Below are 13,820 nucleotides of genomic sequence, written 5' to 3'. Positions count from 1 at the left end.
GATTATTCTTCCGTTGGGGTTTCTTCTGCGGCGGCGGGCTGCTCTGGCTCCGGCTCCGGGTCGTTGGCGGCGGCCAGCACTTCGCGCGGGATGTGCACGATTTGCGCCGGGGCGCGCTTGAACACGTCGGCCAGGGCGCCGTTGATGATGCGCTCTTTCAGCAGGTCGGTATCCATCAGCAGGTCCAGCAGCGGGCCTTCGACGATGATGTCGCCGCGGCGCTCGATGAAACCGAGCTTGGACAGGATGCCGAGGTTCATATCCATGCGGGTCTTCTTGCCCAGCTTGTCGCCGAAGTCGGCCAGCAGCGCCTTGTACGGGATGCCGATCGAGGTGTCTTCCGCGCGCGGCACCGGCTTCTCGGTGCCGAACATGTCGTTCTGGTCGTCGTCGGCGTGCTGGTGGGTTTCCTGGCGCTCGCGCTTGGGCAGGATGATCAGCGCCCACAGCACCACCAGCAGGGCCACGCCATCGCGCGCCAGGCCGAAGTTGTTGTTCTGCCAGGTGTCCTTGGCGCCGAACACTTTCGGCTCGATGGAACGCTGCAGGGCCAGGGTCACGTGGTCGGCGTAGACGTTGTCCAGCAGCTTCATGCCGCAGGCGGTCAGGCGCGCATCGACTTCGGCGCGGAAATGCTCGTCCGACAGCGCGCGCTTGACCATCTTGTCGTCGCGGCGCAGGGTCTGATGCGCCATCAGGCGCGCAATCAGGATTTGGGAATCGTCACTCATCTGGCTTGCCGCTTTCTTTCTTGTCTTCTAGTTCGAGGGTGAGCGCGGCCAGGGACATGGCGGCGATCTCCAGGTCCGGCAGCTGCACCATTTCATCCTGCGGCGCGAAGCGCACCGGCAGGCGCGCCAGTTCGGCGGTGGTGCCCTGCATCGAGGCTTCGGCCTCGTCGCCCAGCAGCGGCAGCATGGAAGCGCGGTAGGACGCCAGCGCGAAGGAGGCCGGCAGCAGCGCCTCGTGCACCTTCACCTCGCGCGGCGAGCCTTCGGCCACGGCCGGGAAGTTGTTCAGCTGCGCGAAGTCGGACAGGCGCGCCAGCCAGTCGTCCAGTTCCTTCTGCATGGCAGGGCTGTCGTTGATCGTGGTCGGGGCATCCTGGCCGGCAGGCAGGCCGTTTACAAGGGCGTTCGGTCGTTCGGTCATCAATTCGGTTTCGGCGACGTCGATCATTTCGGCCGGGGTGATGAACAGCGGTTTCACCGGCTGGTCGATCGCGTCTTCCGCCAGCGAAGCCAGGTCCTCATGGGCCAGCAGCCAGCGTTTGATATCGGTGGTGGACAGGCCGGATTGGCCCAGGTGCACGCGCTGGCGCTCGATCTGGTTCAGCGCGCGCGAGAACATGCCCTGCATGTTCAGCAGCTGCGACTGGGCGCGGCCGATCGCCTGCGCGGCGCGGTGGGTGGCGCTGTCCGCGTTTTCATCGGTGGTAATGGCACGCAGGATCTCGGAGCCCTTTTCGACCCAGTCGCAGGCCTGGTGCCACTTGGCCTGCGACTCGCGCAGGCGGAATTCGGAGCCGGACGCGATGGCGTCGCGGAATTCTTCGGTCAGGTCGACCAGGCGGCCCAGCAGGTGCTGCAGCTGCTCGGTGGTGACGCCGCCCACGGCCTGCGCGCCGGCCACCTGCGACAGCAGGAAGCCCATTTCGGCATCGTCCTCGGGTGCGGCCAGGGCCAGCAGGCTGTCGATGGCGGCCAGCACATTGCGCGCCATCGGCGTCACGCGGTAGACGGACTGCTGCGCATCCCAGGCCAGCAGGCCATTGCTGCGCAGGCGGTTCAGCACGGTTTCCAGGCTTTCCGGCAACAAATAGGCCAGGCGCGTGTTGATATCCGCGCGCGAAAACGCCGAGGAAGTTGTGTCGTTGGCAAGTTCGCGCAGGACCAGCAGGCGCACCAGCACCCCCTCGAAGCCACCGTGGAACAAGGCGGTAAACACCTGCAGCAGCGGCTGGGCGCGCTTCAGGTGGTAGACCTGCTCGATCTCGTCGGCGGAAATGTGGGGCTGGAAGTGGGCCTGCAGGGCATCCTGCTGCTCTTGCTCAGTCGGGTTGGTGTCGGCCAGGGCCGCACTTGCCATTAAGTCAATCATTACACTCCATCAACATGCACCGGAAGCTGCTCAAAAAATGGGGACGTACCCCATTTAAGAGAATCATTTAAATGGGGTACGTCCCCATTTTTTGAGCAACTTCCGGCTGGGGCGTCAGTATAACAGGCGGGGTGTGGCTATTTGCGGTTGACTTTTTCCAGGACTTGCTCAAAGGAATCACCGTTCTCTTCCTTGAAGCGGATGCGGGCCGGGTACCAGTCGAGGCCGGGGGCCAGCCACAGGTCGACCTGCTGTTCGTGGCTGCCGACCGGCTTGCGGCTGAAGTGCAGCACCTTGAGGTCGCCGAGCGCGCTGTCCATGGTTTCGCTGCCGATCACGCGGAAGGTCCAGACGTCGGCGTCACGCCGGCCGGCCACCAGGAAGCTCCATTCGCTGCCGGGCTTGAACTTGTCGGGGGTGGCGCGCGCCAGGGCGGCCAGCTGCCAGGTCACGCTGCTGCGGTCCTGCTCGCCGCCGCGGATGGGATAGCTGGTCTTGCCGTCTTCGAACTGGATGCGCTGGGCGCTGCGGTCGAAGCGGGTGGTGGTGGGGTCTTTGCGGATGCGCTTTTCATAATAGCTGGCGGGCGCCAGGCCGTAGTCGTCGTGCGTGCCTTCGCTGCGGTGTTCCAGCACCTTGCCGAACAGGGCGGAGCGCGCTTCGGTCAGCAGCGTGTACTTGCCGTCGGCCTGGTGCCAGCTGATGGTGCCGCTGCCCAGCAGGGGGATGCCGTGGTTGCTGCCGCGTACCGAGTAGCTTAGTTCGGCCGATGGCGGCAGGCTGGTGGCGCGCTTGGCCACCGGATAGTCGACGGCGGCGGCATGGGCGGTGGCGAGGGCCAGGGCCAGGGCGGGGATCGTCAGGATTCTGCGCATAGCTTTGCTTCCTTACTTGGTGATGCGGGTGACGGTTTGCGTGGTGATGGCGCCATTGGCTTCCGTGTTGCGGATCTGGACCGGGTACCAGTCCAGGCTGGGGGCAATCCAGATTTCCAGCTTGGCGTTGTAGCTGCCCGGGCGCGGTGGGCGCACCAGGTGCCAGGTCACCAGCTTGCCCAGGCGCGTTTCCAGCGCGTCTTCGCCCACCAGCTGGAAGCGGTAGATCTGCGCCTTGCGGTCTTCGCCGACCAGGATGTCGATGTCCTGGCCGTACTGGTTGGCGTCGGCGCGGCCGATGCCGGCCAGCTGGAACAGCACCGAGGCGCGGTCCTGGGCGCCGGACAGCAGCGGCACCGTGTGTTCGCTGGCGGAGAAGGTGATCTTCTGCTCCTGCTGGTTGAAGTGGGTGGCGGTCGCGGCGCGGTTGCGGCGCTTCTCGGTGAACCGGGACGGCGCCAGGCCGTAATCGTCGATCGTGCCTTCGCTGCCCACTTCCATCAGGTTGAAGCGGGCCAGCAGCAGGCTGACGCCCACTTCCTGCTGCACCTGGTAGGACATGCCGTCCTGCTTCCAGCTGATGGTGGCGGAGCCGCTCCAGTTGGTGCCGTCGGCATCTTTGCGCCGCACGTCCATTTCCAGCCTGGCCGAGGGCGGCAGTTCCACCTTCCAGCGCCGCGTGCTGGCCGGGCCTTCCTGCTGCGCGACCGGGGCCGGCTGGGCCGATTCTACGTCGGCCGGCACCGGCGCGGCGCCAGCCTGGGCGACCGGGGCCGGATCGACCGGGGCGGCGGCGGCCGGCTCGCTGGCCGGCATTGGCGCCGGCTCGGCAGGCGCCGGTTCGGCGGGCGCAGCGGCGTCCGCCGCCGGTGCCGGCGCGGGCTGTGGCTTGCGCGGCTTGGTCTTGGGCTTGGGGACGGCGGCAGGCGGCGCCTCGGGCGCGGCCTGCGGCGCGGCGGCGGACGGCGGCGCCAGGCGCAATTCGGCATTGATGATGCCCTCGTTGGCTTCGCGCTGCGCGGCGCTGGCGCCGATGCGGCCGCCGACCCAGCTGATCGTCAGGACATGCAGGGCCACGGTGGCAGCACATACGGCAAGGATGCGGCGGCGGTGGCGGGGCAGGGAAACGATCGTCATGGCGCTAGTGTAACGTGCGGGCCTGCCGTTTCGCTGACACGCCGTGCAATGGCATAATTTGCTGGAATTTTTGACAAGGAGCCTGGATGTCCCTTTTGCGCCAACGTGGCCATGCCGATTCCGGCAAGGTCGGCATGGTCGAGCTGTTCTTCGACCTCGTGTTCGTGTTTGCTGTTACCCAGCTGTCCCATTCGCTGCTGAAGAAGCTGGATATGCAGGGCGCGCTGCAAACCGGCCTGCTGTTCATGGCCACGTGGTGGGTGTGGATTTACACGGTCTGGGCCACCAACTGGTTCGACCCGGAGAAGAAGCAGGTGCGCGCCGCACTCTTTGCGCTGCTGGTGGCGGGCTTGCTGATGTCGGTCTCGATCCCGCGCGCCTTCACCGACCTGGGCTGGCTGTTCGGCGCCTCCATCCTGCTGCAGCAGGTGGGGCGCACCGTGGCCATGCTGGCCTGCAGCCGCGGCGACAATCCTTCGCTGCGCCGCAATTTCATGCGCATGATCGTGTGGCTGACGGCCAGCGGCGCGCTGTGGGTGGCGGGCGGACTGGCGGCGCCGGAGTCGCGCATGGCCTGGTGGCTGGCGGCGCTGGCGGTGGACCTGGCGGCGCCCATGCTGCTGTATTACGTGCCGGGCCTGCAGCGCTCCACCATGGCCGACTGGAACGTGGACGGCAGCCATATGGCCGAACGCTGCGCGCTGTTCATCATCATCGCGCTCGGCGAGTCGCTGCTGGTGACCGGCGCCACCTTCGCCGAGCTGCCGTTCGACAGCGCCACCGTGGGCGCCTTCCTGCTGGCGGTGCTGGGCACCATCCTGATGTGGTGGCTGTATTTCGACCACGGCCTGGAACAGGGCCACCACCGCATCGTGCATTCCGCCACGCCGGGCCGCCATGCGCGCAACAGCTATACCTACCTGCACATCCCGATCGTGGCCGGCATCATCGTCGGCGCAGTGGGCGATGAGCTGGTGCTGAGCCATCCGCACCATGGCAACGCAGCGGCGATGGCGGCCATCATCGGCGGCCCGCTGCTGTTCCTGTGCGGCACGGCGCTGTTCAAATGGCTGGCGCAGACGCGCGCGCTGCCGCCGCTGTCGCACCTGCTGGGCATCGCCCTGCTGCTGGTGCTGGCGGCGCTGGCCCTGCCCTTGCACCTGTCGCCGCTGCTGGCGGCTGGCCTGACTGTGCTGGTACTGCTGTTCGTTGCTGTCTGGGAGAGCTGTGTGCTACGCTAAATGGATACAACCTGGAGACCCGCTATGACCACCCCACACATGCCCAACATTCCCGGCGCTGCAGTGATGACGGATACGCTGGACTTCGTCAAATCCCTGTGGGGCAGCATGGGGGTGCCGGGCATCAGCATCCCCGGCATCGCCGCGCCGACCCTGTCGGTCGATGAGCTGGACAAGAAGATCAATGAGCTGAAGGCTGTCGAATCCTGGCTCAACCTGAACGCCACCATGCTGCGTTCCAGCATCCAGGCGCTGGAGGTACAGCGCGGCACCATCGCCGCGCTGAAGTCGATGGGCCAGTCGCTGGCGGCCGCCGTGCAGCAGGCGCCGCACAACGATCCGTTCGCCCACCTGGACAAGCCGAAAGCGGCCAAGCCGGCCGAAGCGCCGGCCGACGCTGCCAAACCGGCGCCCGAAGCCAAGCCGGCCGCCGAGCCGAAGCCGGCCGCCGGTGCGGATGCGGCCAGCGCTGCCGCCAACCAGATGGCCAACCCGGCCGCGTGGTGGAACCTGCTGCAGGAGCAGTTCACGCAGGCGGTGAATACGGCGATGGCGGCCGACCCCGCAGCCAAGCCGGCGGCGGCCAAGAACGGCGCCGCGCACGACGCCAGCAAGCCTGCCGCCAAACCGGCGGCACGCAAGCCAGCGACCAAGCGCGCCCCGAAGGCGCCCAAGCCTTAATTGAGTTTCTGGATGCGGATGGCTTCGATCAGGCCATCCTCATCGCGCTGGACCTTCATGATATTGATCAAGCCTTCTTCTTCCAGGGCCTTGGCGGCATCGTGCGCGGCCTGGAACGATTCAAGGGTGTCGCCCTTGGCGCTGACTGGACGGATCCAGGCCGCAGCCCCTACCTTCATCTTGTTATAGACCTCTTTGGCGATATCGCGCATGGATCACTCCTCGTCGTGGTCAACTTTCAGGGCGGCCGACAGCTCGGCTTCGATTTCCTCCGCCGACATCCGGCCCGGTATCAACTTCTGCAACTGCTCGATCAACTGGGCAAAGCGCTGCTGGCCCGGTGCGATGCGGTCGACGTGCATCAGCACATCGTTCGCTTCCGTCATCAGGGCCTCGTCGTAGCCCTTGGCCTGCATATGGGAGATCAGGATCTGCGCGGAGTTGAACAGGATGCGCATATTGTCCGGCAGGCTCTTGCGCGCTTCGCGCATCCAGGCCACCGCCTCCGGCAGCTTGTTGGTCTTCCATAGCAGCACGCCCTTGTTCATCATCTCCGACGCTTCCTTGCGCGCCGACTGGATCAGGGCCGCCCCTTCGTCGCCCATGCGCGCCTTGTCGAAGATGCGCTGCACCTCGTCGTGCAGCACGATGTTGTCGTCGTTGTTGCGCACCACGTAGCACAGCAGCTCGACCGGCGCATCCTTCACGCCGACGGCGAACAGCAGGGTCGCCATTTCCAGGCAGGTCGGCGTATCGGGGCGTTCGCGCTCGCCGCTCAGCATCTCTTCCAGCTCGTCGCCGGATTTGCGCGCGCGGCGGTAATCGCCGCTTTCATGGTAGACCAGGCCCTCGGTGATCTTGGAGCGCAATTCGATCATGCGGCCGGAGAAGTCGCGCTGGGCCGCAGCCAGCAGCAGCAAGGCTTCCTTCGGATCGTTCTTCTGCCCCAGCACGCGCGCCAGGCCGAAATAGGCGTCCACCGTTTTCATGATCGAGTATTCGCCGATCTGCAGGCATTTGCGGAAGGCCTTTTCCGCCAGCGCGATATTGCCCAGCTTGAGCGCCGTCACGCCCAGCGCGCGCTGGCGCGGCACCGAGTTGGGCGAGAGCTTGGCGGCGCGCTCCAGCACGTCGCACGACTCCTGCAGGCGGCCCATGTTCTGCAGCGATTTGGCCAGCTGGTCGTAGGCGTCCAGGTAGAAGCGGTTTTCCGCGATCACGCCCTGGAACATCTGGCGCGCGGCTTCGTGGTCGCCGTTGGCCATGCGGATCTTGCCGACGCCGGTGCGGGCCCAGTTGAAGTCGCGCTCCTGCAGCACCTTCTCATACACGGCGCGCGCCTGCTCCGGCTCGCCCGCCTTCAGCAGCAGGGTGGCGCGCATGCGCAGCAGGTCCACCTCGTGCAGCTTGTTGCGCGCGGCGGCGGCTTCGCACAGCTTGGCGGCGCGCAGGTAATCCTTTTCCAGATAAGCCTGGTCGATCTCCTGGAAGATCTGCTTCTTCTGCCAGGCGCGGTTCAGGCGCGTCAGCAGCACGCCTTCGGTAATCGGCTTGATGATGTAGGCGTCGGGCTGGTGTTCGGCGGCGCCCATCACCGCCTCCACGCTCTTCTCGGCGGACACCATCAGCCACACACAGCTTGGCATCAGCAGGCCGCGGATGCGCGCCTCTTCCAGCACGTGCTGGCCGCTTTTGCCTTCGCCCAGGTTGAAGTCGCACAGGATCACGTCGTACTGGATGCGCGCCAGCAGGCCGATCGCTTCGCCGCCGCTGGACGCCTGGTCGATGTGGCGCGCGCCCAGGCTGCGCAGCGCTTCGCGCAGCAGCTGGCGCACGCCGACGAAGTCGTCGACAATCAGGTAGCGCTTCTCGGCCCAGTTGATGCCGCTGGCTTTGTCCGGCGCCGGCGCGACCGGCGTGGTGGCTGGCGGCGCGTTCATGGCAGGCGCAGGATGAAGCAGCCGCCGCCCAGCGTGCCGCCGTTTTCCAGCGCGATGCTGCCCTGGCGCTGGCGGTGCTTGTGCGATTTGGCCACTTCGCTGGCGAAGTACAGGCCAAGGCCGCTGCTGTTGGTGAGGAAGTTGATGCCCTGCCCTACCACCTGGCCGGCCTGCAGCATGGCCGGCGGGAAGCCGGCGCCGTTGTCCTCCACCCGCACTTCCATGAAGCCGTCCTGCTCGCGGATGGTGAGCGCGATCTGGTCGCGCGTGTAGCGCACGGCGTTGTTGATGGCGTGCGCCAGCAGGCCAAGGACCAGGTCTTCGTCCAGCGTCCAGATCAGGTCGGGCGGGAATTCGGTCGTGAGGCGGATGCCTTTCGATTGCAGCAGGACGCGCTGCTGGGCCGCCAGCTGGTCCACCAGTTCGCTCACCTGCACCGGGGTCGGGTCGAAGGGGTAGTCGGGGCGCCCCACTTCCTTGTAGAGCGCTAGCAGCTGGATCAGGTGGTCGTTCAGGCGCTTGGTCTGGTACAGCATCTGCGCCATCTGCGGGTAGGCTGGATTGTCTTGCGCGCTATCCCCGGCCTGCACAAGCAGGTTCTCCAGCGTGCCGGTCAGCACGCTGATGGAATTTTTCATGTCATGCACCGTGGAGGCGAGGAACATGAACAGCTCGGGCGAGCCGGCGCGGTCTTCCATGGATTCTCCAGCTGTGGGATAGGAGGCCATTATAGCTTGCGTCGCTGCTTGAGCAGGAAGCGTCCCGGATCGAGTGCGGCGGCCAGTGTTGCTTCGATGGGAAGCGGTTCATCTTCCAGTTGACAGGCCAGGATTTCCGCTGCCAGCGGGGCCCAGATCAGGCCCCGGCTGGCGTAGCCGAGCAGTGCGTACAGGCCGGGCTGGCGCGCCAGGTCGCGCAGGCGTTCGGCGCGGCCTGCGGCGCCGCTGTCGGGCAGCGCACCGACCAGGGGCAGGCGGTCGGGCGCCATGGTGCGGAAACCTACCCGGCCTTGCAGCGACCGGCCCGGCGCCACGGCGGCGGCGCCAAGGATTTCCTCGGCGCGCAGCAGGTTTTCGTCCTGGCTCGCTTGCCACAGCTGGCGGTCGTCGCTCTTGTCATAAGTGGCGCCGACGCAGATGGTGCCGTCGACCGGCGGCGTCATGTAAGCCTCGCGGCAGACCACCAGCTGCAGGCTGGGGAAACTGCCTTCCCGCAGGTGGGTGACCTGGCCGCGCATGGTGTATAGCGGCAGGTCGCTGGCCTGCTGCAAGCCGGTGGCACCGGCACCGTTGGCCAGGATCACGGTCGGTGCGCTGGCCAGCACGCGTCCGGCCGCGTCCAGCACCTGCCACGCGCCGCTGTCCGTGCGCTCGATGCGCAGCGCTTCGCTGTGGAAGATGCGCTGCAGCCGGTCGCCGCAGGCTTGCAGCATGGCGCGGCAGGCGGTGGCGGGGGTGGCCCAGCCACCCAGCGGGAAGTGCCAGGCGCCGTATGGCGTGGGGGCGCCGAGCATGGCGCTGGCCTGCTGTGCGTCCAGCCAGCGCACGTATTGTTCGGGGTAGCGCCAGGTGTCGACGACTTCCTTCTGCAACTGCGCGTGGCCGGCGTCGCGCGCCAGTTGCAGTACGCCGCATTGGTGGCCGCGAATCGTGGCCGGCGCAGGCGGGCCGGCAGCATGCGGTTCGCCAGCGGCGACGGCTTCCGGGCCGGAATCCGGGCCGGGGGCATTCGGGTCGATGCCGCCGAGGTGCTGCCATGCGCGCTGGGCGTACAGGTAGGCCGCGCGCGTCAGGCGGGTCGGGATATTGTCGTCTTTCGACAGCAGTGGCATGAAAATGCCGGCGACGTTGCCGGAAGCTTCCTGCGCCGGGCTGGCGTGGCGTTCGATCAGCGTCACTTGCCAGCCGCGTGCGGCGAGGCGTTCGCAGGCCGCGCTTCCCGCCACGCCGGCGCCGATCACGATGGCGCGCCGTTCCGGCGCCGGCGCGCGCGGTGGCTGCGGCTTGCGGCTGGTGTAGGCGAAGTGCTGCCAGCCTTGCGCGCTGGCGTCGCCGGCGGGGCTGAAGCCGGCGGCGCGCAGGCTGCGCAATGCCGCTTCGTCTGGCTGATGGATGCGCAGCGTGGCGGCTGGCGTTGCGAGGCGCTGCAAGGCGCGGATCTGGTCGAGCGGCGCCGGGACGATGAATGCATCGACGCGCGCCACGATCTCGGGCAGCCAGGCCTCGGCCGGGCCGGCCAGCAGGTCGAGCGTCATGCGTTCGTGCGGCAGGTGCAGGCGGTGCAGGCCGGGCACGTCCAGCGGCCACTGCGCGCCCAGCGCGGGCACGGCGCCCGCCAGCGCAGGCAACGCAGTCCACTCGGGGATCGCGGGGGTGATTGCCAGGTAATGCAGGTGGCTTTCCGCGCCAGGCGCGGGTCCAGCGGCGCCGGCAGCGCAGGCTGGGCCGTCTGCGGACGCGGGGACGGTTTGCCCGGCACGGTGGCGGGCGACGCTTGCGAGGAACTGCTCGCCGCTGCCGAATGCGGTGTCGAGCACGACGTGGCGCGAATCAGCCACCGTGCTGGCACTCCTGGTGGCGGAAGCAGGCCAGGTCGTGGTCATTCACCATCCCGATGCCCTGCATGTAGGCGTAAATAATCGTCGAGCCGACGAACTTGAAGCCGCGCTTGGACAGGTCCTTGGAAATGCGGTCCGACAGCTCGGTGCGCGCCGGACGGTCGCCCTGCGCGACGATGCGGTTGACCACAGGTTTGCCGCCCACATAGCCCCACAGCAGCGCGGACAGGCTGCCGCCCTCCTCCAGCAAGCGCAGATAGGCGCGCGCATTGGTCACCACCGCATTCACCTTCAGGCGATTGCGCACGATGCCCGGATTCGCCAGCAGCTCGGCCACCTTGTGCTCATCGTACGCCGCGATCTTGCGCGCATCCCAGCCGTCAAAAGCGGCGCGGTAGTTCTCGCGTTTATTCAGGATGGTTTCCCAGCTCAGGCCCGCCTGCGCGCCTTCCAGGTTCAGCATCTCGAACAGGCGCAGCTCGTCGCGGCACGGGACGCCCCACTCCTGGTCGTGGTAGGCGATGTAGCGCGGATTGTTTGGATTGGCCCAGGAACAGCGATGTATGCTCATGGACAAATTATAGACCGCTCCCCCAGGCTGGTCACGATGCGCGCCTCGCCGCTGTCGACGCAGGCGGACAACTGGTGCACCAGGCGCGCGAACAGCTCCGCCGGCTGCGCGGCCTCGGTGGCGTACACCGCGGTCCAGGCATCGCGCCCCGAATGCTTGGAGATGTACAGGCCGACGTCGGCCAGCTCCACCACCTGCGACCACGACATCAGGCGCGGTTGCGCCGGCAGGAAGGGGTAGCAGGCAAAGCCGATCGAGCAGGTGCGCTCCAGCCGCGTGCCGTCCGGCAGCACGAAATCGCGCGCCGACACGGCCTGGCGGATGCGTTCCGCCACCACGTGCGCTTCGCTGCGGTCGGTGGCGCGCGCCAGCACCAGGAATTCCTCCCCGCCCCAGCGCACCAGGTAGTCCGATTCGCGGAACACTTCGCGCAGGCGGTCCTTCATCTGCACCAGCACCGAGTCGCCCGCCGCGTGGCCGTGGCGGTCGTTGACTTCCTTGAAGTGGTCCAGGTCGACCATGTAGAACACCAGGTCGCGGTCGTTAGCCGCCGGCGCCGCCGGGTCGTCGTAGGCGCGCAGGCTGAGCGCGACGTCCGACTCCACGTGCTGCAGGAAGAAGCGGCGGTTGCGCAGGCCGGTCAGCTGGTCGGTCAGGCTGACGTCTTCCAGCGCCTTGTAGGCGCGTTCCAGCTCCAGGTTCTTTTCCAGCAGCTGCGCCTGCGCCGCCGCATTGTCCAGCGCGATGGCGCCATAGGCGCACAGGGTGCGGAAGATCAGGCGCTCGCGCTCGCCGTAGGCGCGCGGCAGCATCGATTGCACCGTCATCACGCCCAGCACGCGCTCGCCGATGGTGAGCGGCGCAAACAGCAGCGTCAGGGTCGGCAGGGTGCCTGGGATCAGGTTCGGCGTATCGGACTTGTCCTCAATTTCGATCAGGATCTCGCTGCGCTCGCGCACGCAGCGCGCCGTATTGAAGTGGGGGTCGGACAGCGCGATGCGCGTCGCCGGCAGGGGCAGGCCGACCTCCACGCCAAAGGCGCACACCAGCGAATCGCCGCCCGGCTCGAGCAGGAAGACGGAGAAGTGGGTCGAGTCGAGCAGGCTATGCACATGCCGGTCGAGCGCGCGGAACACGGCCGACGCATCCAGCTGCGCCGTGATTTCCTGGCCGATGGCCGACAGGTGGCTCAGCGTCGCGCTGGTCTGCGCCAGCACTTCGGCACGCCGCGCTTCGGCTGCCGCCAGCTGGCGGTGGTGCTCGCCCTCCGTCTGCGCGCGCTCGGTCTGGTGCTGCACCTGCATGGCCACGGCGCGGTTGGTGGCCTCCTGGCTGTGGGTGCGGTCGCGCGCGGCATTGGCCTGCACCGAGAATTCATAGGCGCGTTCGAAGTTGCCCAGCGCCGCGTACTCGCGCGCCACCGTGTCGAGCAGCTCGCCCGGTACGATATAGCCGTCGATATTGGCCGTGATGGCAAGCGCCTCGCGCAGGTACTCCAGCACCGCCAGCGAATCGCCGGCATGGATATCGGCCAGCACGCGCAAGGCCGCCATCTGGCTGAACGGATCATTCAGCTCGCGCGCCAGCGCCAGCGCCGATTGCGCGGCGGCTTGCGCCTGTTCCATCTGGCCCAGCCCGGCCAGCGCATGCGCCTGGCCGCGCCGCGCGCAGCTGTGGAAATCGTTCTGCGCCAGCGCGTGGCCGCGCAGCTCCAGTTCGCGGAAACTGGCCAGCGCCGCCGCGTGGTCGCCCAGGTCGAGCGCCAGGTCGCCCTGGTATTCGAGCGCCATGACAAATGCGCGCGAGCCGGACAAGGGTGCCAGCATCTGCAGCGCATCGCGCAGCAAGCCTTTGGCGGCCTGGCGCTGGCCCAGGTGGCGCAGCGTTTCCGCCGTCTGCATCTGGCACAGGCCGATGCACATCGGCCAGCCGGTCGGGCGCGCCAGCTCCAGGCCGCGCTGCATCCATTCCAGCGCGGCGTCGTGCGCATTCAGGCGCGTGAAGGCGTTGCCGATGTTGGTGGCGAGGATGATGGCGCGCCGCAGCTGGCCCGAAATGCGGGCCGATTCGAAGCCGGCCATCAGGTGGCTGATGGCGCGCCCGAACTCGGCCGCCTGGAACGCGGCCGTACCCAGGTAGTCGGAAATCGAACCGACCACGGCCGGATGCTTGCCGGCCAGCGCACTGCTGAAGCGTTTGCTCCAGCGCTCGTTGGCGGCCGCCGCGTTGCGGAATACGCTGAACAGCGCCGCCAGGCTTTCATAGATATCCACGCGCATGGCGTCGCCCGCTGCGCGCGCGTCGGCAATGGCCAGCGCCAGTTCATTGTCGCAACCGGCCGAATCGCCGCGGTCGACCGCGATCCAGGCCAGCAGCCCGTGGCTGTCGGCCGCGCCCAGGCGGTCGTGGTGGCGCGCGAATTCCAGCATGGCCTGTTCGGCCAGGATGGCGGCCGCATCGAGTTCGCCGGCCAGCCAGTGCGCCTCGGCTCGCACCAGGTCCCAGCGCGCCACCAGCACGCGCCGTTCGGCCACCGGCAGCAGGAAGGCCAGCGGCCTTGCTTCTTCAGCAAGTTGCGCCGCGCGCGCCGTATCGCGCTGGCGCAAATGCCAGGCCAGGCGGGACAGCAGCGCCAGCCGGTGTTCCCCTTCGGCGTGCGGTAAATCGGCTTCCCACTGGGCCAGCTCGTCATCGAGCGCAAACAAATCCACTACTTGA

Annotated in this window: 12 protein-coding genes; 2 read left to right on the top strand and 10 right to left on the bottom strand. The window is 67.5% G+C overall.

Annotated features, from left to right (window positions below):
- Window positions 1-2: 2 nt before the first annotated feature.
- The 4 genes from ACE3TQ_RS03020 to ACE3TQ_RS03005 form a co-directional block, all read right to left on the bottom strand.
- The gene (locus tag ACE3TQ_RS03020; protein WP_374580450.1) at window positions 3-731 is read right to left on the bottom strand and encodes a hypothetical protein; all 729 of its coding nucleotides are present in this window, start codon (window positions 729-731) and stop codon (window positions 3-5) included.
- Window positions 724-2,100: a hypothetical protein gene (locus ACE3TQ_RS03015; protein ID WP_374580449.1), complete on the bottom strand. Its 1,377-nt coding sequence runs from the start codon at window positions 2,098-2,100 to the stop codon at window positions 724-726. Before ACE3TQ_RS03015 ends, ACE3TQ_RS03020 begins: the two co-directional genes overlap by 8 nt.
- Window positions 2,101-2,237: 137 nt before the next feature.
- Complete coding sequence (locus ACE3TQ_RS03010) at window positions 2,238-2,975, bottom strand: DUF3108 domain-containing protein (protein WP_374580448.1); 738 nt, start codon at window positions 2,973-2,975, stop codon at window positions 2,238-2,240.
- Between the two features lie 12 nt (window positions 2,976-2,987).
- Entirely contained in the window at window positions 2,988-4,112 is a 1,125-nt protein-coding gene (locus tag ACE3TQ_RS03005) for a DUF3108 domain-containing protein (protein WP_374580447.1), read from the bottom strand.
- 86 nt (window positions 4,113-4,198) lie between these two features.
- On the opposite strand from ACE3TQ_RS03005, the gene ACE3TQ_RS03000 reads away from it, so the two are divergent.
- Together ACE3TQ_RS03000 and ACE3TQ_RS02995 are read left to right on the top strand one after the other, a co-directional pair.
- Window positions 4,199-5,353, top strand: a complete 1,155-nt coding sequence (locus ACE3TQ_RS03000; protein WP_374580446.1) for a low temperature requirement protein A — start codon at window positions 4,199-4,201, stop codon at window positions 5,351-5,353.
- 24 nt (window positions 5,354-5,377) lie between these two features.
- Window positions 5,378-6,034 (top strand): PhaM family polyhydroxyalkanoate granule multifunctional regulatory protein, encoded by a 657-nt coding sequence (locus tag ACE3TQ_RS02995; RefSeq protein WP_374580445.1) that lies wholly within the window; start codon window positions 5,378-5,380, stop codon window positions 6,032-6,034.
- On the opposite strand, the gene ACE3TQ_RS02990 is transcribed toward ACE3TQ_RS02995, so the two are convergent.
- Genes ACE3TQ_RS02990 through ACE3TQ_RS02965 form a run of 6 tightly spaced genes read right to left on the bottom strand, consistent with a single transcriptional unit; the run spans window position 6,031 to window position 13,813 of the window.
- On the bottom strand, window positions 6,031-6,246 hold the full coding sequence (locus tag ACE3TQ_RS02990) for a hypothetical protein (protein WP_374580444.1): 216 nt from the start codon (window positions 6,244-6,246) through the stop codon (window positions 6,031-6,033). The two genes, ACE3TQ_RS02995 and ACE3TQ_RS02990, sit on opposite strands and share 4 nt — an antisense overlap.
- Before the next feature lie 3 nt (window positions 6,247-6,249).
- On the bottom strand, window positions 6,250-7,974 hold the full coding sequence (locus tag ACE3TQ_RS02985; RefSeq protein WP_374580443.1) for a tetratricopeptide repeat protein: 1,725 nt from the start codon (window positions 7,972-7,974) through the stop codon (window positions 6,250-6,252).
- Complete coding sequence (locus tag ACE3TQ_RS02980; protein WP_374580442.1) at window positions 7,971-8,672, bottom strand: sensor histidine kinase; 702 nt, start codon at window positions 8,670-8,672, stop codon at window positions 7,971-7,973. The genes ACE3TQ_RS02985 and ACE3TQ_RS02980 overlap by 4 nt, the downstream gene beginning before the upstream one ends.
- A gap of 29 nt (window positions 8,673-8,701) precedes the next feature.
- A complete protein-coding gene (gene mnmC / locus ACE3TQ_RS02975; protein ID WP_374580441.1) occupies window positions 8,702-10,576 on the bottom strand; it encodes an FAD-dependent 5-carboxymethylaminomethyl-2-thiouridine(34) oxidoreductase MnmC in 1,875 nt (624 codons plus the stop codon).
- The gene (locus ACE3TQ_RS02970; RefSeq protein WP_374580440.1) at window positions 10,524-11,102 is read right to left on the bottom strand and encodes a DNA-3-methyladenine glycosylase I; all 579 of its coding nucleotides are present in this window, start codon (window positions 11,100-11,102) and stop codon (window positions 10,524-10,526) included. The genes mnmC and ACE3TQ_RS02970 overlap by 53 nt, the downstream gene beginning before the upstream one ends.
- Entirely contained in the window at window positions 11,099-13,813 is a 2,715-nt protein-coding gene (locus tag ACE3TQ_RS02965; protein WP_374580439.1) for a diguanylate cyclase, read from the bottom strand. Before ACE3TQ_RS02965 ends, ACE3TQ_RS02970 begins: the two co-directional genes overlap by 4 nt.
- Between the last annotated feature and the right edge of the window lie 7 nt (window positions 13,814-13,820).

This window comes from Pseudoduganella sp. (assembly GCF_041914865.1).
Lineage (GTDB): Bacteria > Pseudomonadota > Gammaproteobacteria > Burkholderiales > Burkholderiaceae_D > Rugamonas.
The sequence above is the reverse complement of the archived record's forward strand: the minus strand, read 5'-3'. Positions and strand labels throughout refer to the sequence as shown.

Coding starts and splice junctions, on each gene's coding strand:
- ACE3TQ_RS03010 (WP_374580448.1), bottom strand. CDS start 2,975: ATGCGCAGAATCCTGACGATCCCCGCCCTGGCCCTGGCCCTCGCCACC.
- ACE3TQ_RS03015 (WP_374580449.1), bottom strand. CDS start 2,100: ATGATTGACTTAATGGCAAGTGCGGCCCTGGCCGACACCAACCCGACT.
- ACE3TQ_RS03020 (WP_374580450.1), bottom strand. CDS start 731: ATGAGTGACGATTCCCAAATCCTGATTGCGCGCCTGATGGCGCATCAG.
- ACE3TQ_RS03000 (WP_374580446.1), top strand. CDS start 4,199: ATGTCCCTTTTGCGCCAACGTGGCCATGCCGATTCCGGCAAGGTCGGC.
- ACE3TQ_RS02990 (WP_374580444.1), bottom strand. CDS start 6,246: ATGCGCGATATCGCCAAAGAGGTCTATAACAAGATGAAGGTAGGGGCT.
- ACE3TQ_RS02980 (WP_374580442.1), bottom strand. CDS start 8,672: ATGGAAGACCGCGCCGGCTCGCCCGAGCTGTTCATGTTCCTCGCCTCC.
- ACE3TQ_RS02985 (WP_374580443.1), bottom strand. CDS start 7,974: ATGAACGCGCCGCCAGCCACCACGCCGGTCGCGCCGGCGCCGGACAAA.
- ACE3TQ_RS02970 (WP_374580440.1), bottom strand. CDS start 11,102: ATGAGCATACATCGCTGTTCCTGGGCCAATCCAAACAATCCGCGCTAC.
- mnmC (WP_374580441.1), bottom strand. CDS start 10,576: ATGACCACGACCTGGCCTGCTTCCGCCACCAGGAGTGCCAGCACGGTG.
- ACE3TQ_RS02995 (WP_374580445.1), top strand. CDS start 5,378: ATGACCACCCCACACATGCCCAACATTCCCGGCGCTGCAGTGATGACG.
- ACE3TQ_RS03005 (WP_374580447.1), bottom strand. CDS start 4,112: ATGACGATCGTTTCCCTGCCCCGCCACCGCCGCCGCATCCTTGCCGTA.